A 19,338-nucleotide genomic window follows, 5' to 3' on the forward strand; every position below is an offset into this window, starting at 1 on the left:
GGTGTCCGTCCCCCACGACCGCGCCGCCGCCTGGCTGGACGCCGTCTACGGCGGCCTCGTCGCGCCGGCCGCCCCGCAGCCGGTGCACGAGACCCCGGCCGCCTGGCTGGTCCCCTGCCGGACGGTGCCCCAGCCCGGCTATCCGCAGACGCCGATGCTGGCGGCCTCCGTGGTGGTGCCGAAGGACGGCGGCGCCCCGTTCCACCCCGCGCCGGGCGACCCGCTCGCCGACCTGGGCCCGGCCGCCTCCGCCGAGGAGGCCGCCTTCCGGGTCGAGGGCCAGCCCCGCCGGATCAACGCCCGGGGCTGTGCGGTCGCCCTGCACGGCGCGATCAGCGGCGCCCCGTCGGTGCCGCTGCCCTGGCGGCCGTCCGACGAGGCGCCGGGCTGGGTGACACGGCTGAGGCGCCGCTACTTCCCCGCGTTCACCCGGATCCCCGTCGACGGCTGGGACGACGTGGTCAAGGCCGTCGCCGAGCCGGGCCCGGACACCCGCGGCCTGGTGTGGGTACGGCGGGAGACCGGCGGCCACGAGATCACCGGCAACCTGCTGTACGCCCACAACAACAAGGGCCAGGTCGTCCTGCTGGACGGGCTGACGTCGTCGCTCGCCCGGCTCGACACCGGCCTGGTGCGCGAGCTGGTCCTGCTGCGCGCCCTGCCCGCGGCGGACGCGCCCCGGCGGCTGCCGTGGGAGCGTCCGGCGGCGGACTTCTCCTCGGCGGTCGACAAGGCCCGCCGCTGGCTGGAGGACACCTACCAGGGCCAGGTCGTCCTGGACGCGCCGGCCCCCCAGGACGAGACCGCGCGGGGCTGGGTCTTCTCCTGCAACACCGTCCGCTTCCTGCGCGACGGCCACTGGCAGGACGCCCTCCTCGACGCCACCCTCGTCGTCCCCAAGGACGACACCGCGCCGTTCGGTCCGCCCAACTCGGATCCCTGGGCCTGGCTGGCCCGCTGGGACGCGGGGGAGAACCCGGGACCGGCGGACTTCCCCGCCCCGCCCCCGCCCGGCCGCGCCGCCTGGTTCGAGCCGACGTTCTCCGAGCTGGGCCCGGTCCTGGCCGCCACCGAGCACGAGGACTGGCCGAGCGCCCTGGAAGCCCTGTCGGCCCTGCCCGCCGAAGCGCGGGCCGTCGTCTGGGTGCGCCGTACGGACGGCCGGTCGCGCGAGGCCGTGGGCTGGCTGGTCAACGCGCGCAAGCTCGCGGGCGGCGTGATGCTGGTCGACGGCGCGACCGGCGCCCCGGCGGCACCGGATCCGACCGGCGTGCACCGGCTGCACGTGGTCCGTCACCGCTGAGGTGGGGCGGGCGGGCCCTCCGCGGCCCGCTTCCTCCTCCTCGTGACCACCCGAGCGCGATCCGCCCCGGGCGTCCCGGCATGCGGGTCACCGTCCCCGGGCCCGGCGCCCGCGGCCGTCGGGCCCCGCTCGCACGTCCCCTCGCGGGCGACCACGGGCGCGGGCCCGTGCCCGTGGCACCGGCCGCCGCTCGGGCAGCCCGTCCCGGCGCTCGTCGGGCGTCAGCGCCTCGCCCTTGCCCGCAGGACGGGTCCGCCGGAGCCCTGAGGGCCCGCCCCCGCGTTCCGCGAGGGGCGACGGGACCGCCGTCCGGGAACGCGAAAGGGCCCGTACGACCGGAGTCGTACGGGCCCTCCCAGGCCTCTTCAGGTCAACTGACCCGGGTCAGGCCGATCACCGAGTGAGCGGACTCACTTGTTGATCTTGGTGACCTGGCCGGCGCCCACGGTGCGACCACCCTCGCGGATGGCGAACTTCAGGCCCTCTTCCATGGCGACGGGCTGGATGAGCTCCACCTTCATCTCGGTGTTGTCACCCGGCATGACCATCTCGGTGCCCTCGGGGAGGGTCACGACGCCGGTCACGTCCGTCGTGCGGAAGTAGAACTGCGGACGGTAGTTGTTGAAGAACGGCGTGTGGCGGCCACCCTCGTCCTTGGACAGGATGTAGGCCTGCGCCTCGAACTCGGTGTGCGGGGTGACCGAGCCCGGCTTGATGATGACCTGGCCGCGCTCGACGTCCTCGCGCTTGATGCCGCGGAGCAGCAGACCGACGTTCTCACCGGCCTGGCCCTCGTCGAGCAGCTTGCGGAACATCTCGATGCCGGTGACCGTGGTGGTGGTCTTCTCCTGCTTGATACCGATGATGTCCACGGTCTCGTTGACCTTGAGGACACCGCGCTCGATACGGCCGGTGACGACCGTACCGCGACCGGTGATCGTGAAGACGTCCTCGATCGGCATCAGGAACGGCTTGTCGACGTCGCGCTCCGGCTCCGGGATCGCGGTGTCGACGGCGTTCATGAGGTCCAGGACGGACTGGGTCCACTGCGCGTCGCCCTCGAGGGCCTTCAGCGCGGAGACACGGACGACCGGCAGGTCGTCGCCCGGGAACTCGTACTCGGAGAGCAGCTCACGGACCTCGAGCTCGACGAGCTCCATGATCTCCTCGTCGTCCACCATGTCGGCCTTGTTCAGGGCGACGACGATGTACGGAACGCCGACCTGGCGGGCCAGGAGCACGTGCTCCTTGGTCTGCGGCATCGGGCCGTCGGTGGCGGCGACCACCAGGATCGCGCCGTCCATCTGCGCGGCACCGGTGATCATGTTCTTGATGTAGTCCGCGTGACCCGGGCAGTCGACGTGGGCGTAGTGACGCGCCTCGGTCTGGTACTCGACGTGCGCGATGGAGATGGTGATACCGCGCTGACGCTCTTCGGGCGCCTTGTCGATGTTGTCGAACGGGGTGGCCTCGTTCAGGTCCGGGTACGCGTCGTGCAGCACCTTGGTAATGGCGGCCGTGAGGGTCGTCTTACCGTGGTCGATGTGACCGATGGTGCCGATGTTGACGTGCGGCTTAGTCCGCTCGAACTTCGCCTTCGCCACTGGGGTCCTCCTGTGGAGTGGTTCTGTACGCCTTACTTCATCGGCGCCAGGTGATCTTTGCTGTTAGGTCCCGGGCCTCGGGCCATTCCGCCACACAAGCGGAGGAATGGCCCGGGAGGCTCCGGAGTCAAGCCTACGGCGTACGGACGGGGTCCGTTACTCGCCCTTGGCCTTCGCGATGATCTCCTCGGCGACGTTCCGCGGAACCTCGGCGTAGGAGTCGAACTGCATGGAGTAGCTGGCGCGGCCGGACGTCTTGCTGCGCAGGTCGCCGACGTAACCGAACATCTCCGAGAGGGGCACGAGACCCTTCACGACGCGGGCACCCGCCCGCTCCTCCATGGCCTGGATCTGGCCACGGCGGGAGTTGATGTCGCCGATGACCTCACCCATGTAGTCCTCGGGCGTGGTGACCTCGACGGCCATCATCGGCTCGAGCAGCACGGGGCTGGCCTTGCGCGCGGCCTCCTTGAAGGCCTGCGAACCGGCGATCTTGAACGCGAGCTCGGAGGAGTCGACCTCGTGGTAGGCGCCGTCGATCAGCGTCACACGCACACCGGTCATCTCGTAACCGGCGAGGATGCCGAACTGCATGGCCTCCTGCGCGCCGGCGTCCACCGAGGGGATGTACTCCTTCGGCACACGGCCACCGGTGACCTTGTTGACGAACTCGTACGACGTGTCGCCGCCCTCGATCGGCTCGATGCCGATGATGACGCGGGCGAACTGGCCGGTGCCACCCGTCTGCTTCTTGTGGGTGTACTCGATCTTCTCGACGGCCTTGCGGATCGTCTCGCGGTACGCGACCTGCGGCTTGCCGACGTTGGCCTCGACCTTGAACTCACGGCGCATGCGGTCGACCAGCACCTCGAGGTGCAGCTCGCCCATGCCGCCGATGATGGTCTGGCCGGTCTCCTCGTCCGAGTGGACCTGGAAGGACGGGTCCTCCTCGGCGAGGCGCTGGATCGCGATGCCCAGCTTCTCCTGGTCGCCCTTCGACTTGGGCTCGATGGCGACCTGGATGACCGGCGCCGGGAAGTCCATGGACTCCAGGATGACCGGGCTCTTCTCGTCGCAGAGCGTCTCACCGGTGGTGGTCTGCTTCAGGCCCATGACGGCGACGATGTCGCCGGCGCCCACCGACTCGATCTCCTCACGCTTGTTGGCGTGCATGCGGTAGATCTTGCCGATGCGCTCCTTGCGGCCCTTGACCGAGTTGAGCACGGCGGAGCCGGACTCGAGGCGGCCGGAGTAGACGCGCACGAAGGTGAGCTTGCCGAGGTGCGGGTCGCTCATGATCTTGAACGCCAGCGCCGACAGCGGCTCCTCGTCGGACGGCTTGCGCTTGACGACCGTCTCCGGGTCCTTGACGTCGTGGCCCTCGATGGCCTCGATGTCGACCGGGGACGGCAGGTAGCGCACGACCGCGTCGAGCAGGGGCTGGACGCCCTTGTTCTTGAACGCGGTGCCGCAGAACACGGGGGTGACGGTGGTGCCGCCGCCCTTGCCGGACGCGATGGTGATGCGACGGATCGCGGCGTAGAGCTGCTCCTCGGTGGGCTCGGTGCCCTCGAGGTAGAGCTCCATCAGCTCCTCGTCGTTCTCGGCGACGGCCTCGAGCAGCTTGCCGCGCCACTCCTCGGCAGCCTCGACGTGGGTGTCCGGGATGTCGACGACGTCGTACATCTCGCCCTTGGTCGCCTCGGCGGACCAGACCAGGGCCTTCATGCGGACCAGGTCCACGACACCCTGGAAGTCGGCCTCGGCACCGATCGGGAGCTGCATGACGATCGGCTGCGCGCCCAGGCGGTCGACGATCATGTCGACGCAGCGGTGGAACTCGGCACCGGTGCGGTCGAGCTTGTTGACGAAGCAGATGCGCGGAACGCCGTAGCGGTCCGCCTGACGCCACACGGTCTCGGACTGGGGCTCGACGCCGGCGACGCCGTCGAACACCGTCACGGCACCGTCGAGCACGCGCAGGGAACGCTCCACCTCGACGGTGAAGTCGACGTGGCCCGGCGTGTCGATGATGTTGATGGTGTGGTCGACGTCTTCCAGCGGCCAGTGGCAGGTGGTGGCAGCAGAGGTGATCGTGATGCCACGCTCCTGCTCCTGCTCCATCCAGTCCATGGTGGCAGCGCCGTCGTGGACCTCACCGATCTTGTACGAGACGCCGGTGTAGAACAGGATCCGCTCGGTGGTGGTCGTCTTGCCCGCGTCGATGTGGGCCATGATGCCGATGTTGCGCACCTTGGCCAGGTCAAGCGAAGTGGTAGCCATAAGGCTTCAGTCTTCTCTCGGTCTCGATGTGGACTGCGACTACCAGCGGTAGTGCGCGAAGGCCTTGTTGGACTCGGCCATCTTGTGCGTGTCCTCGCGCTTCTTCACAGCGGCGCCGAGGCCGTTGGACGCGTCGAGGAGCTCGTTCAGCAGACGCTCGGTCATGGTCTTCTCGCGACGGGCGCGGGAGTAACCGACGAGCCAGCGCAGCGCCAGGGTGTTGGCACGGCCGGGCTTGACCTCGACCGGGACCTGGTAGGTGGCGCCACCGACACGGCGGGACTTGACCTCGATGGTCGGCTTGATGTTCTCGAGAGCGCGCTTGAGCGTGATGACCGGGTCGTTGCCGGTCTTGTCGCGCAGGCCCTCCATGGCGCCGTAGACGATGCGCTCGGCGGTCGAGCGCTTGCCGTTCAGCAGCACCTTGTTGATCAGGGAGGTCACCAGAGGAGAACCGTAGACCGGGTCGATGATGACCGGGCGCTTCGGGGCGGGGCCCTTACGAGGCATTCTTACTTCTCCTTCTTGGCGCCGTAACGGCTGCGGGCCTGCTTGCGGTTCTTGACACCCTGGGTGTCGAGGGAGCCACGGATGATCTTGTAGCGAACACCCGGCAGGTCCTTCACACGGCCGCCACGCACGAGCACGATGGAGTGCTCCTGCAGGTTGTGTCCCTCACCCGGAATGTAAGCGGTGACCTCGATCCCGCTGGTCAGACGCACACGCGCGACCTTACGCAGGGCCGAGTTCGGCTTCTTCGGGGTGGTCGTGAACACACGCGTGCAGACGCCGCGACGCTGAGGGGAACCCTCGAGTGCGGGCGTCTTGTTCTTCTCGACCTTGTCCTGCCGGCCCTTGCGGACCAGCTGCTGGATCGTAGGCACTACTTCTCCGGTTTCTGTGTGCCGATGGGTACAGCTAACCTGGAACGTCGCCGACCCACGCGGTCGGGTGTGTCGAATCCCGCGGACTCCCGCCGCCAGGCAGAAAGAGGCGCAGATTACGGTGGCCGCTCTTTGCCCCGGTGCGGTCGAAGGCACGCACGAGGGCCAGGGCACACCCCAGGCACAAGGTCTGAGCGTACCCAGCGCACTGACTTCGGTCAAAACAAAAGCAACGCCACCGATGCGCCAAGGGTCGGCCGGCCCCTGACCTGCGCCTCCGTGAGGGCGTTCGCATATACCACGGACCCCTGGGGCCCGCAACCCGAACGTCCACCCCCGCGGGGTGCCTGATTTTTCCCTGCGTGCGCGTGTTGTGGGGGCTTGTCTACCCGTGCAGCGTGCTTTCATGCGTCACCGGCGCGTCCGAGGGCGGCGAGAGCGCCGTGTCGTGACTCACGAAGTACGTCGGGCGGTTCTGCACGGCCGTGTAGATGCGGCCGACGTACTCGCCCAGCAGGCCCACGCAGATCAGCTGGACCGCGCCGATGAACAGGACGCCGGTGAACAGCGAGGTCCAGCCGGGCACGGTGTGGTCGAAGGCGTGGGCGCCGAGCGTGTAGACCATCAGCCCCAGGCAGACCAGGAAGGCGAAGCCGCCGAGCCAGGTGGCGATGCGCAGGGGGGCCGCGGAGAAGCCGGTGACGCTGTCGACGGCGAGGCGGATCATGCGGCCCAGCGGGTACTTGCTCTGCCCGGCCGGGCGCGGGGCGCGCTCGTACGCGACCCGGCCGCTGGGGAAGCCCAGCCAGGGCACGAGGAGCCGGTAGACGCGCTGCTGGTCCGGCAGGGCCTTGATGGCGTCCACGGCGGCCCTGCTGAGCAGCCGGAAGTCGCCGGCCTGGGCGGGGACCGAGGGTCCGGCGAGGCGGCGGACGAGACGGTAGTACAGTCCCGCCGTCCAGCGCTTGAACCCGGTGTCGCTGGCCCGGTCGGCCCGGATGCCGTAGACGATGTCGAGGCCCTCCGCGCGGGCCAGCGCGAGCATCTCGGGGATCTTCTCGGGCGGGTCCTGGAGGTCGGCGTCGAGGCTCACCACGTACGCGCCGTGCGCCCGGTCCAGACCCGCGGTGAGGGCGGCCTGGTGGCCCGAGTTGCGGCGCAGGCCGATCACGCGCAGCTGCGGCCAGCCGAGCCGGAAGGCCGCGAGCAGCTCGGCGGTGCGGTCGGTGCTGCCGTCGTCGACGGCGACCACCTCGTAGTCGACGCCGAGGTCCGCGAGGACCGGGCGCAACCTGCTGACCAGCGCGGGAAGGACTTCTTCCTCGTTGTACATCGGGATGACGACCGACAGGACGGTCGGAGGAGTTGTCGTATCCATTGCCTCAGTCACCCGCCCCTCCCCCAACCGCTGGTGCGCATGTGCGACTCTGTTGTGATCTTATGACAGACACTTCACGATCATCCGGACAGTTGTTGCTCCCCGGGCTCCGGTGGTCGGGCCGAGGGGGACCACAGCCATGAGCACGGCTTCCAGTGACGCGGCGACGGGATCCGCCGTGCCCGGCGAGCAGGAGGCACGGCGTCCCCTGGCCCGCCGTATCGGCCTGCCGGCCGGTGTACGACCGTACCTCGCCCCGCTGCTCCTGTACGGCGTCATCAAGCTCGTCGGGCTCACGGTCTTCGCGTTCCTGCTGGAGGCCGCCGGGGACTACCGCAAGAAGGAGCCGCGCTTCGGCGGTGGCGCCCACTGGTGGGACGTCCTGTCCACCTGGGACGGCTGGTGGTACCTCCAGGTCGCGGAGAAGGGCTACGACCCGCGTCCGCTGGAGCGGCTGGACTCCGGGGGCCTGTTCACGGTCAAGCAGAACTCCGTCGCGTTCTTCCCGCTCTACCCGGGCCTGATCCGGGGCGTGTCGGAGGTGACGGGGCTCGGGCTGTACGGGTCCGGGATCCTCGTCTCGGTGATCGCCTCCTTCGTCGCGGCCGCCGGCGTCTACGCCGTGGTCTCGGTGCTCGCGGGCACCCGCGCGGGCACCATGGCCGCCGGCCTGTGGGCCCTGGCGCCCGGCGCGGGCGTCCAGTGGGCGGTGTACTCGGAGTCCCTGTTCGTGGCGATAGCGGCCTGGTGCTGCTACTGCGTGATGAAGCGCCGCTGGGTGGCGGCCGGGCTGCTCGCCTTCGTGGCCGGCCTGAACCGGCCGACCTCCGCCGCGCTGATCGGCGCGGTCGGACTCGCCGCGCTGGTGACGCTGGCCCGGCGGGAGAGCAGACGCGAGCACGGGGTGGCGGGGCCGGTGTACGCCATGGTCGTCGCGCCACTGGGCCTGCTCGCCTACGTCGCCTGGGTCGGCCTCAGCATGGGCGACCTGACCGCGTACTTCACGCTCCAGCGCGAGGGGTGGGCGCACTACTTCGACTTCGGCGCCTACACCCTCGACGTCCTGGGCAACACGGCCGTCGGCCACCACGATTATTTGTTCGCCTTCTCGGTGCCCGACCTCATCGCCGTGCAGCTGGTGCTGGCGCTGCCCTTCCTGGTCGCGCTGATGCTGCGCAGGAAGCCGCCGCTGGTGCTGGTCGCGTACACGCTGGCGAGCATCGTCACCGTGCTCGGCACCCAGCAGATGTTCGGCAACACCCCGCGCTACCTGCTGCCCTGCTTCCCCCTGCTGCTCGCCCCGGCGGCGGCGCTGGGCCGGCTGAAGTGGCCGAGCCTGCTGGTGTTCTTCTCGACGGCGGCGGTGGCGTCCGGGTGGTACGCGCACTACGTCATGTTCGAGCTGGGCATCCCGTAGGGCGGTCCGCCCGCGGGCCGCGCCGGTCCGGCGGACGCACCGGGCCGTCAGGCCGACGACAGCCCCGCCAGGACGAGGATCGTCAGGAAGACCGCCCAGCCCGCCACGGACAGCCAGCCCAGGACGAGGCCGGCCAGGGCGAAGCCGTCGCCGCCCTCGCCGGTCCGGCGGATCTCGGTGCGGGCCGTGTGCCCGAGGATCACCGCCGGGATGCCGGTGAGGCCCATCGTCATGGTGGTGAGGACACCGCAGACCATCGAGCCGACCGCCTTGCCGTTCGTGGGCGGGGGCGGGACGGGCAGGAAGGTGCGCGGCACCGGGGCGGGGAACGTCTGCATTGGCGGGAGGGCGGGCTGCACCGCCACGGGACCCTGCGGCAGGTCGGCGATGAGCAGGGACAGCTCGCCGACCGTGCGCGACTCGTACGCCCGGGCCACCCGCCGGTCGAACTCGGCCTGCTGGAGGCGCCCCTCGGCGAACCCTGCTCTGAGCACGTCCACCGCGCGCTCCCGATCCGCGTGGGACGCGAGCATCGACGGAGCGCTCTGCGCCTGCCACGGCTGCCATGGCGACGGATGCGATGAATACGACACGGACACCTCCCCCGGACGGCGTGAATGCCTCCATCATTCCCCTACGCTCCAGCTTCCGCGATGGTTCCCCCGCGCGAACCGCCGATACGCGGCGACGGCACGGCGGACGCGCCCCGGCCCCGGACACCCGCCGGCACACCACGGCGGGTGCCGCCCGGCAGCCATCCGCGGCACAACCACCCCGCCCCGCGGCGACACCCGCCGACACCGCCCGCGACACCAACGCCCCGCCCCCGCGGCGACACCCGCCCGGCCCGCCCGCAAAGCCCCGGGCAGACGCACCCTCGTGGCACAACCGACCCGCCCTCGCGGCGGCACCCGCCGACACCGCCGCCGACACCAGCGCCTCGCGCTCGCAGCGGCACCCGCCCGCCCCACAGCGCGGGCCCGCCCCTCCCCACGGCGATGCCCGGCCGGGGCACGGTCCACGGCGCCCGTCGTCGCGCCCCACGGCGGCCTGAGGCGTGTGCGGGGCCCGCGCGACCCCTTGTGCCGTGCCCGGTGCCGCCGGGCCGGCGCACGGCGCACGGCGGGGCGCTCCGCGCGTCGCACGTGCGGCGGTGAGGGCGTCCCCCCGTCCTCCGGGGGACGCCCGTCCGGTCCGCCGGCGCCCGGCCGCCGGACACGCCGAAGGGCGGCCACCCCGTGGGGTGACCGCCCTTCAGTGCGTCAAGCGGACGCTCGCTTACTGGTTGTACGGACCGTAGTCGTAGTCCTCCAGCGGGACGGCCTGGCCGGAGCCGGTGCCGAACGGCGAGTAGTCGATGTCGTCGTAGCCGACGGCCGAGTACATCGCGGCCTTCGCCTCCTCGGTCGGCTCGACCCGGATGTTGCGGTAGCGGGACAGACCCGTACCGGCCGGGATGAGCTTACCGATGATGACGTTCTCCTTGAGGCCGATCAGGGAGTCGGACTTGGCGTTGATCGCCGCGTCCGTCAGGACCCTGGTCGTCTCCTGGAAGGACGCCGCCGACAGCCAGGACTCGGTCGCCAGCGAGGCCTTGGTGATACCCATGAGCTGCGGACGACCGGAGGCCGGGTGACCGCCCTCCTGGACCACACGACGGTTCTCGTGCTCGAACTTCGAGCGCTCGACCAGCTCGCCGGGCAGCAGCTCGGCGTCGCCGGACTCGATGATCGTCACGCGGCGCAGCATCTGCCGGATGATGATCTCGATGTGCTTGTCGTGGATCGACACACCCTGCGAGTTGTAGACCTTCTGGACCTCGCCGACCAGGTGGACCTGGACGGCCCGCTGGCCCAGGATGCGCAGCACGTCGTGCGGGTTCTGGGTACCCACGGTGAGCTGCTCGCCCACCTCGACGTGCTCGCCCTCGCTGACCTTCAGACGGGCGCGCTTCGAGATCGGGTACGCCGTCTCGTCGCTGCCGTCGTCCGGGGTGATGACGATCTTCTTGGTCTTCTCGGTCTCCTCGATGCGCACGCGGCCGGAGGCCTCGGCGATCGGGGCGACACCCTTCGGGGTACGGGCCTCGAAGAGCTCGACGACACGCGGCAGACCCTGGGTGATGTCGTCACCGGCCACACCACCGGTGTGGAAGGTACGCATCGTCAGCTGGGTGCCGGGCTCACCGATGGACTGGGCGGCGATGATGCCGACCGCCTCACCGATGTCGACCAGCTTGCCGGTGGCCAGCGAGCGGCCGTAGCACATGGCGCAGGTGCCGACGGCGGACTCGCAGGTCAGGACCGAACGGGTCTTCACCGTCTCGACGCCGGCGGCGACCAGCTGGTCGATGAGCACGTCACCGAGGTCGACGCCTGCCGGGGCGAGCACCTTGCCGTCCACGACGATGTCCTCGGCGAGGCAGCGCGCGTACACACTGGTCTCGGCGTTGCCCGCCTTGCGCAGCACGCCGTCCTCGCCGCGCTCGGCGATCGCCAGCTTGAGGCCGCGCTCGGTGCCGCAGTCCTCCTCGCGGATGATGACGTCCTGGGAGACGTCGACCAGACGACGGGTGAGGTAACCCGAGTCGGCGGTGCGCAGGGCGGTGTCCGCCAGACCCTTGCGGGCACCGTGCGTGGAGATGAAGTACTCCAGCACGGACAGACCCTCACGGAACGACGCCTTGATCGGACGCGGGATCGTCTCGTTCTTCGCGTTCGACACCAGACCACGCATACCGGCGATCTGACGCATCTGCATCATGTTGCCTCGTGCACCCGAGTTCACCATCATGAAGATCGGGTTGGTCTTCGGGAAGTTGTCGTTCATCGCCTCGGCGACCTCGTTGGTCGCCTTGGTCCAGATCGCGATGAGCTCCTGCGTGCGCTCGTCCTTGGTGATCAGACCGCGCTCGTACTGCTTCTGGACCTTCTCGTCCTGCGCCTCGTAGCCGCGGACGATCTCCTTCTTCGCCTCGGGAACGACGACGTCGGAGATGGCGACGGTCACGCCGGAACGGGTGGCCCAGAAGAAGCCGGACGCCTTCAGGTTGTCGAGCGTCGCCGCCACGATGACCTTCGGGTAGCGCTCGGCGAGGTCGTTGACGATCTCGGAGAGCTGCTTCTTGCCGACCTCGTAGTCGACGAACGGGTAGTCCTCGGGCAGCAGCTCGTTGAAGAGCGCGCGGCCGAGGGTGGTGTTCAGCCGGAAGCTGTCACCCTGCTGCCACTCCGGCTCGCCCTCCTCCTGCGCCGGCGGGGTCCAGCCGCGCGGCGGGATGGTGCCCACCGGGAAGCGGATGTCCACGCGCGACTGCAGCGAGAGCTCGCCGGCGTCGAACGCCATGATCGCCTCGGCGACGGACGCGAACGAGCGGCCCTCGCCCTTGACGTCCCGCATCTCGCCGTCGGTGGTGAGGAAGAACAGACCGAGGACCATGTCCTGGGTCGGCATCGTCACCGGACGGCCGTCGGCGGGCTTGAGGATGTTGTTCGAGGACAGCATCAGGATGCGGGCCTCGGCCTGCGCCTCCGCGGACAGCGGCAGGTGCACGGCCATCTGGTCACCGTCGAAGTCCGCGTTGAACGCGGTGCAGACGAGCGGGTGGATCTGGATGGCCTTGCCCTCGACCAGCTGCGGCTCGAAGGCCTGGATGCCGAGGCGGTGCAGGGTGGGCGCACGGTTCAGCAGCACCGGGTGCTCGGCGATGACCTCTTCGAGGACGTCGTACACCACGGTGCGGCCGCGCTCGACCATGCGCTTGGCGCTCTTGATGTTCTGCGCGTGGTTCAGGTCGACCAGGCGCTTCATCACGAACGGCTTGAACAGCTCCAGCGCCATCGCCTTCGGCAGACCGCACTGGTGCAGCTTCAGCTGCGGACCGACGACGATCACGGAACGCGCGGAGTAGTCCACACGCTTGCCGAGCAGGTTCTGACGGAAACGACCCTGCTTGCCCTTCAGCATGTCGCTGAGGGACTTCAGCGGGCGGTTGCCGGGGCCGGTCACCGGACGGCCGCGACGGCCGTTGTCGAAGAGGGCGTCAACAGCCTCCTGAAGCATGCGCTTCTCGTTGTTGACGATGATCTCCGGGGCGCCCAGGTCGAGGAGCCTCTTCAGACGGTTGTTGCGGTTGATCACACGGCGGTACAGGTCGTTCAGGTCGGAGGTCGCGAAGCGGCCACCGTCCAGCTGCACCATCGGACGCAGGTCCGGCGGGATGACCGGCACGCAGTCGAGCACCATGCCCTTGGGGCTGTTGCTGGTCTGCAGGAACGCGGAGACGACCTTCAGGCGCTTGAGCGCACGGGTCTTCTTCTGGCCCTTGCCGGTGCGGATGATCTCGCGGAGCTTCTCGGCCTCCTCGTCGAGGTCGAAGGACTCCAGGCGCTTCTGCAGCGCCGCGGCACCCATCGAACCGTCGAAGTAGGTGCCGAAGCGGTCCCGCAGCTCGCGGTAGAGCAGCTCGTCGCCCTCGAGGTCCTGGACCTTGAGGTTCTTGAAGCGGGTCCACACCTCGTCGAGACGGTCGATCTCGCGCTGCGCGCGGTCGCGCAGCTGCTTCATCTCACGCTCGGCGCCTTCGCGCACCTTGCGGCGCACGTCGGCCTTGGCGCCCTCGGCCTCCAGCTCGGCCAGGTCGGTCTCGAGCTTCTTGGCGCGGGCCTCCAGGTCGGCGTCCCGGCGGTTCTCGATCTGCTGCCGCTCGACGGAGACGTGCGCCTCCAGGGAGGGCAGGTCGCGCGTGCGGCGCTCCTCGTCGACGTACGTGATCATGTACGCCGCGAAGTAGATGACCTTCTCGAGGTCCTTGGGAGCCAGGTCGAGCAGGTAGCCCAGACGGCTCGGGACGCCCTTGAAGTACCAGATGTGCGTGACGGGGGCGGCCAGCTCGATGTGGCCCATCCGCTCGCGGCGCACCTTGGCGCGGGTCACCTCGACGCCGCAGCGCTCACAGATGATGCCCTTGAAGCGGACGCGCTTGTACTTGCCGCAGTAGCACTCCCAGTCCCGGGTCGGACCGAAGATCTTCTCGCAGAAGAGTCCGTCCTTCTCGGGCTTGAGGGTGCGGTAGTTGATGGTCTCGGGCTTCTTGACCTCGCCGTGGCTCCACTGACGGATGTCGTCAGCGGTGGCCAGGCCGATCCGGAGCTCGTCGAAGAAGTTGACGTCGAGCACTATGCGTCAATCCCTCTCAGGGTTGTAAGTCATGGGGTCTGAAACGGGGGTCCTGGGGCCGGCGGCCTTCACGGGGAAGGCCGCCGGACTCCCGTCAGACCTCTTCGACGCTGCTCGGCTCGCGCCGGGACAGGTCGATGCCAAGCTCCTCCGCTGCGCGGAAGACGTCCTCGTCGGTGTCGCGCATCTCGATGGACATGCCGTCCGAGGACAGCACCTCCACGTTCAGGCACAGGGACTGCATCTCCTTGATGAGCACCTTGAAGGACTCGGGGATGCCGGGCTCGGGGATGTTCTCGCCCTTGACGATGGCCTCGTAGACCTTCACGCGGCCGGTGACGTCGTCGGACTTGATGGTCAGCAGCTCCTGGAGCGCGTAGGCGGCGCCGTACGCCTCGAGTGCCCACACCTCCATCTCGCCGAACCGCTGACCACCGAACTGGGCCTTACCACCCAGCGGCTGCTGGGTGATCATGCTGTACGGACCGGTCGAGCGGGCGTGCAGCTTGTCGTCGACCAGGTGGTGCAGCTTCAGGATGTACATGTAGCCGACCGAGATCGGGTCCGGGAACGGCTCACCGCTGCGGCCGTCGAACAGCCGCGCCTTGCCGGACGGGAGCACCATGCGCTCGCCGTCGCGGTTCGGGATGGTGTGCTGGAGCAGACCCGCCAGCTCGTCCTCGCGGGCGCCGTCGAAGACCGGGGTGGCGACGTTGGTGCCCGGGGCGACCTGGTCGGCGCCGATGGCCTGGAGGCGCTGCGCCCACTCGTCGGCGAGGCCGGAGACGTCCCAGCCGCGGCTGGCGAGCCAGCCGAGGTGGATCTCCAGGACCTGTCCCGGGTTCATCCGGGACGGTACGCCGAGCGGGTTGAGGATGATGTCGACCGGGGTCCCGTCCTCGAGGAACGGCATGTCCTCGATGGGCAGGATCTTGGAGATGACACCCTTGTTGCCGTGACGGCCGGCGAGCTTGTCACCGTCGGTGATCTTGCGCTTCTGCGCGACGTAGACGCGGACCAGCTGGTTCACGCCCGGCGGCAGCTCGTCGCCCTCCTCGCGGTCGAAGACGCGCACGCCGATGACCTTGCCGGTCTCGCCGTGCGGCACCTTCAGCGAGGTGTCGCGGACCTCACGGGCCTTCTCACCGAAGATCGCGCGCAGCAGGCGCTCCTCCGGCGTCAGCTCGGTCTCGCCCTTCGGGGTGACCTTGCCGACGAGGATGTCACCGGCGATGACCTCGGCGCCGATGCGGATGATGCCGCGCTCGTCGAGGTCGGCGAGGACCTCCTCGGAGACGTTCGGGATGTCCCGGGTGATCTCCTCGGGGCCGAGCTTGGTGTCACGGGCGTCGACCTCGTGCTCCTCGATGTGGATCGAGGAGAGGACGTCGTCCTGCACGAGGCGCTGCGACAGGATGATCGCGTCCTCGTAGTTGTGACCCTCCCACGGCATGAACGCGACCAGCAGGTTCTTGCCGAGCGCCATCTCGCCGTTCTGGGTGGCCGGGCCGTCGGCGAGGACCTGGCCGGTGACGATCCGGTCGCCCTCGTTGACGATGACCTTCTGGTTGACCGAGGTGCCCTGGTTGGAGCGCGAGAACTTGGCCAGGCGGTACGTGATGTACGTACCGTCGTCGTTGGCGGTGGTGATGTAGTCCGCGGAGACCTCCTGGACCACACCGTCCTTCTCGGCCTTGACCACGTCGCCGGCGTCGACGGCGGAGCGGTACTCCATGCCGGTGCCGACGAGCGGGGACTCGGACTTGATCAGCGGCACGGCCTGGCGCATCATGTTCGCGCCCATGAGGGCGCGGTTGGCGTCGTCGTGCTCGAGGAACGGGATCATGGCGGTCGCGACCGACACCATCTGGCGCGGCGAGACGTCCATGTAGTCGACGTCCTCGGGGCTGACGTAGTCGACCTCGCCGCCACGGCGGCGGACCAGGACCCGGGCCTCGGAGAAGCGCAGCTCGTCGTTGAGCGTGGCGTTGGCCTGCGCGATGACGAAGCGGTCCTCCTCGTCGGCGGTCAGGTAGTCCACCTCGTCGGTGACCTGGCCCTCGACGACCTTGCGGTACGGGGTCTCCACGAAACCGAAGGCGTTGACGCGGCCGTAGGAGGCGAGCGAGCCGATCAGACCGATGTTCGGGCCTTCGGGGGTCTCGATCGGGCACATGCGGCCGTAGTGCGACGGGTGCACGTCACGGACCTCGAAGCCGGCCCGCTCACGGGACAGACCACCCGGGCCGAGCGCGGACAGACGACGCTTGTGCGTCAGCCCGGACAGCGGGTTGTTCTGGTCCATGAACTGCGACAGCTGGCTGGTGCCGAAGAACTCCTTGATGGAGGCGACGACCGGCCGGATGTTGATCAGCGTCTGCGGCGTGATCGCCTCGACGTCCTGGGTCGTCATGCGCTCGCGGACGACGCGCTCCATACGGGCCAGACCGGTGCGGACCTGGTTCTGGATGAGCTCGCCGACGCTGCGCAGACGACGGTTGCCGAAGTGGTCGATGTCGTCGGTCTCGACGACGATCGTGTCGCCGCTGTCACCGGTGGTCTCGGTCTCGCCGGCGTGCAGCTTCACCAGGTACTTGATCGTCGAGATGATGTCCTCGACGGTCAGGATGCCCGCGTCCAGCGGGGCGTCCGCACCCAGCTTCTTGTTGACCTTGTAGCGGCCGACCTTGGCGAGGTCGTAGCGCTTGGGGTTGAAGTAGAGGTTCTCGAGCAGCGTCTGCGCGGCCTCACGCGTGGGGGGCTCGCCCGGACGGAGCTTGCGGTAGATGTCGAGCAGCGCGTCGTCCTGGCCCTGGGTGTGGTCCTTCTCCAGGGTGGCGCGCATGGACTCGTACTCGCCGAACTCCTCGAGGATCTGCTCGGTCGTCCAGCCGAGCGCCTTCAGGAGGACGGTCACCGACTGCTTGCGCTTGCGGTCGATGCGCACACCGACCATGTCGCGCTTGTCGATCTCCATCTCCAGCCAGGCACCCCGGGACGGGATGATCTTGGCGGAGAAGATGTCCTTGTCGGAGGTCTTGTCGATGGAGGAGTCGAAGTAGACACCGGGGGAACGGACCAGCTGGGACACCACGACACGCTCGGTGCCGTTGATGACGAAAGTGCCCTTGTTCGTCATGAGCGGGAAGTCGCCCATGAAGACCGTCTGGGACTTGATCTCACCGGTCTCGTTGTTGGTGAACTCGGCGGTGACGAAGAGCGGGGCGGCGTACGTGAAGTCGCGCTCCTTGCACTCGTCGATCGAGTTCTTCGGCGGCTCGAAGCGGTGGTCCCGGAACGTCAGCGACATCGACCCGGAGAAGTCCTCGATCGGGGAGATCTCCTCGAAGATCTCCTCGAGGCCGGACTTGGTGGGGACGTCGTGACCGTTCTCCAGAGCCTCCTCGACCCGACTCTGCCAGGCGGTGTTGCCGAGCAGCCAGTCGAAGCTCTCGGTCTGCAGCGCGAGCAGGTTCGGAACCTCGAGAGGCTCCTTGATCTTTGCAAAGGAGATGCGCAGCGGGGCGGTGCTGGCGCCGTTGTTCGTATTCGCGGTCGAGGCGTTGCGCGAGGCGGCCAAGAGGGGGTCCTTCCGAGGGCTCGGACTCACTACGCGCGTACCGGCCCCTCTCCCCACAGAGACGGAAATCCCAGGTCAGGGATCTTTCCATCGTCGTTGTTGGAGTGAGGGCATGCCCCTGGTGACGGGCAGGGGACAGCTAACAGGCAGCGCAAAGGGTCAGTGTAGCCACTTGGCACACTGATGTCCAGTGCGGGTTTTTCGAGACCCTCGTGGTTCTCAACGCCCTCGGTCTGCTTGCCCTCAACGCACGGTGATACTGCCCTCTTCGCCGCCGATCCATGCCTCGGATTCGGATCCTTGTGACGACGCGTCCTGAGAATTGCGCGCTGCGTGCGGTTCGTCAAGGCCCCCTTGCCCGAACGGGCTCGCCGGAGACAGAACGAAGATCACCATACCCGCCGTGCCGACGGGCGCAAGGCAACCGTGACCGCACCCCCGGAACGCCGAAGAGCGACCACCCTGATGGATGATCGCTCTTCTGCGCGCGGGCGTTACAGCCCCAGGGGGGCCGTTTCAGCCTTCGCCGCGGCCGTCAGCGGCCGCGAAGGTGTTACTTGACCTCGACGGAGGCGCCGGCGCCCTTGAGGGCCTCGGCGGCCTTGTCGGCGGCGTCCTTGGCGACCTTCTCGAGAACGGGCTTCGGGGCGCCGTCCACGAGGTCCTTGGCCTCCTTCAGACCCAGGGAGGTCAGCTCACGCACGACCTTGATGACCTGGATCTTCTTGTCGCCGGCGCCGGTGAGGACGACGTCGAACTCGTCCTTCTCCTCGGCGGCCTCGGCGGCAGCGCCACCGGCGGCACCACCGGCGACGACGACCGGGGCGGCCGCGGCGGCGGTGACGTCGAACTTCTCCTCGAACGCCTTCACGAACTCGGAGAGCTCGATGAGGGTCATCTCCTCGAACTGCGCGAGCAGGTCTTCCTGGCTGAGCTTCGCCATGACGGGCGATCCTTCCACTAATTCGGCTGGTGCCGGATGTACATGTCTGGCGGGCGTACGTTCGGCCCGCTACGACCCCTGCCTCAGGCGTGCCTGGAGGCGGCGGTCATTTCGCGAGCCGAATTACTCGGCACCGCCCTGCTCGTCCTGCTTGGCGCGCAGCGCGTCCACGGTGCGGACGAGCTTCGACGGCAGCGCCTGGAAGACAGAGGCAGCCTGGGACTGCTTGCCCTTCAGAGCACCGGCCAGCTTGGAGAGCAGAACCTCGCGGGACTCGAGGTCCGCAAGCTTCTTGATCTCGTCGGCGGACAGCGCCTTGCCTTCAAGGACACCGCCCTTGATGACGAGGTTCGGGTTGTCCTTGGCGAAGTCACGAAGACCCTTCGCCGACTCCACCGGGTCACCGGTGACGAAGGCGACCGCCGTCGGACCGTTGAACAGGTCGTCGAGCGTCGAGATCCCGGCCTCGTTGGCCGCAATCTTGGTCAGCGTGTTCTTCACCACGGCGTACTGGGCGTTCTCACCGAGCGAACGACGCAGCGTCTTGAGCTGCGCCACGGTGAGACCCCGGTACTCGGTCAGCACGGCGGCGTTCGAGCTGCGGAACTGCTCCGCGAGCTCGGCCACCGCGGCAGCCTTGTCGGGCCTTGCCATGAGCGTCGGCCTCCTTCCGGGTGATGACGACCGCGCGGAAGGGGCTGGGACAAACGAAACGCCCCGGCGCAGGCGCACGGGGCGTAGCTCGACCGAACGACATCCGTGGCGCGG

The 19,338-nt window shown here is 68.8% G+C and carries 12 protein-coding genes; 2 read left to right on the top strand and 10 right to left on the bottom strand.

Annotated elements, in window-relative coordinates; translation table 11 throughout:
• The first annotated feature begins 1 nt into the window (after position 1).
• A complete protein-coding gene (locus ACH4F6_RS23185; protein ID WP_397962195.1) occupies positions 2–1,303 on the top strand; it encodes a YrhB domain-containing protein in 1,302 nt (433 codons plus the stop codon).
• A gap of 410 nt (positions 1,304–1,713) precedes the next feature.
• On the opposite strand, the gene tuf is transcribed toward ACH4F6_RS23185, so the two are convergent.
• The 5 genes from tuf to ACH4F6_RS23210 form a co-directional block, all read right to left on the bottom strand.
• Entirely contained in the window at positions 1,714–2,907 is a 1,194-nt protein-coding gene (gene tuf / locus ACH4F6_RS23190; protein WP_397962196.1) for an elongation factor Tu, read from the bottom strand.
• 156 nt (positions 2,908–3,063) lie between these two features.
• Complete coding sequence (gene fusA, locus ACH4F6_RS23195; RefSeq protein WP_397962197.1) at positions 3,064–5,190, bottom strand: elongation factor G; 2,127 nt, start codon at positions 5,188–5,190, stop codon at positions 3,064–3,066.
• A 39-nt stretch (positions 5,191–5,229) separates the two neighbouring features.
• Positions 5,230–5,700, bottom strand: a complete 471-nt coding sequence (rpsG, locus tag ACH4F6_RS23200) for a 30S ribosomal protein S7 (protein WP_168371942.1) — start codon at positions 5,698–5,700, stop codon at positions 5,230–5,232.
• Between the two features lie 2 nt (positions 5,701–5,702).
• A complete protein-coding gene (rpsL, locus tag ACH4F6_RS23205) occupies positions 5,703–6,074 on the bottom strand; it encodes a 30S ribosomal protein S12 (protein ID WP_003948652.1) in 372 nt (123 codons plus the stop codon).
• 385 nt (positions 6,075–6,459) lie between these two features.
• On the bottom strand, positions 6,460–7,452 hold the full coding sequence (locus ACH4F6_RS23210) for a glycosyltransferase family 2 protein (RefSeq protein ID WP_397962198.1): 993 nt from the start codon (positions 7,450–7,452) through the stop codon (positions 6,460–6,462).
• Positions 7,453–7,591: 139 nt separating this feature from the next.
• Between ACH4F6_RS23210 and ACH4F6_RS23215 the strand changes: the two genes are divergently transcribed.
• Positions 7,592–8,869 (top strand): hypothetical protein, encoded by a 1,278-nt coding sequence (locus ACH4F6_RS23215; protein WP_397962199.1) that lies wholly within the window; start codon positions 7,592–7,594, stop codon positions 8,867–8,869.
• Positions 8,870–8,916: 47 nt separating this feature from the next.
• On the opposite strand, the gene ACH4F6_RS23220 is transcribed toward ACH4F6_RS23215, so the two are convergent.
• The 5 genes from ACH4F6_RS23220 to rplJ all read right to left on the bottom strand — a co-directional run bounded on the left by ACH4F6_RS23220 (position 8,917) and on the right by rplJ (position 19,224).
• A complete protein-coding gene (locus ACH4F6_RS23220) occupies positions 8,917–9,402 on the bottom strand; it encodes a DUF1707 and DUF4190 domain-containing protein (protein ID WP_397962397.1) in 486 nt (161 codons plus the stop codon).
• Positions 9,403–10,147: 745 nt separating this feature from the next.
• Positions 10,148–14,047 carry a DNA-directed RNA polymerase subunit beta' gene (locus ACH4F6_RS23225; protein ID WP_397962200.1) on the bottom strand — a complete coding sequence of 1,300 codons (3,900 nt, stop codon included), beginning with the start codon at positions 14,045–14,047 and terminating at the stop codon, positions 10,148–10,150.
• Positions 14,048–14,141: 94 nt separating this feature from the next.
• Positions 14,142–17,627 (bottom strand): DNA-directed RNA polymerase subunit beta, encoded by a 3,486-nt coding sequence (rpoB, locus tag ACH4F6_RS23230; RefSeq protein ID WP_397962201.1) that lies wholly within the window; start codon positions 17,625–17,627, stop codon positions 14,142–14,144.
• A gap of 553 nt (positions 17,628–18,180) precedes the next feature.
• Positions 18,181–18,570: a 50S ribosomal protein L7/L12 gene (gene rplL, locus ACH4F6_RS23235; RefSeq protein WP_397962203.1), complete on the bottom strand. Its 390-nt coding sequence runs from the start codon at positions 18,568–18,570 to the stop codon at positions 18,181–18,183.
• A 123-nt stretch (positions 18,571–18,693) separates the two neighbouring features.
• Positions 18,694–19,224: a 50S ribosomal protein L10 gene (rplJ, locus tag ACH4F6_RS23240; protein WP_397962204.1), complete on the bottom strand. Its 531-nt coding sequence runs from the start codon at positions 19,222–19,224 to the stop codon at positions 18,694–18,696.
• Positions 19,225–19,338 lie beyond the last annotated feature (114 nt).

It is taken from the genome of Streptomyces sp. NPDC017936, from assembly GCF_044328485.1.
Lineage (GTDB): Bacteria > Actinomycetota > Actinomycetes > Streptomycetales > Streptomycetaceae > Streptomyces.

Excerpts from the sequence above, each read along its gene's own strand:
- ACH4F6_RS23215 (WP_397962199.1), top strand. The coding sequence starts at position 7,592 with ATGAGCACGGCTTCCAGTGACGCGGCGACGGGATCCGCCGTGCCCGGC.
- rplL (WP_397962203.1), bottom strand. The coding sequence starts at position 18,570 with ATGGCGAAGCTCAGCCAGGAAGACCTGCTCGCGCAGTTCGAGGAGATG.
- ACH4F6_RS23220 (WP_397962397.1), bottom strand. The coding sequence starts at position 9,402 with ATGCTCGCGTCCCACGCGGATCGGGAGCGCGCGGTGGACGTGCTCAGA.
- ACH4F6_RS23210 (WP_397962198.1), bottom strand. The coding sequence starts at position 7,452 with ATGGATACGACAACTCCTCCGACCGTCCTGTCGGTCGTCATCCCGATG.
- rpsG (WP_168371942.1), bottom strand. The coding sequence starts at position 5,700 with ATGCCTCGTAAGGGCCCCGCCCCGAAGCGCCCGGTCATCATCGACCCG.
- fusA (WP_397962197.1), bottom strand. The coding sequence starts at position 5,190 with ATGGCTACCACTTCGCTTGACCTGGCCAAGGTGCGCAACATCGGCATC.
- rplJ (WP_397962204.1), bottom strand. The coding sequence starts at position 19,224 with ATGGCAAGGCCCGACAAGGCTGCCGCGGTGGCCGAGCTCGCGGAGCAG.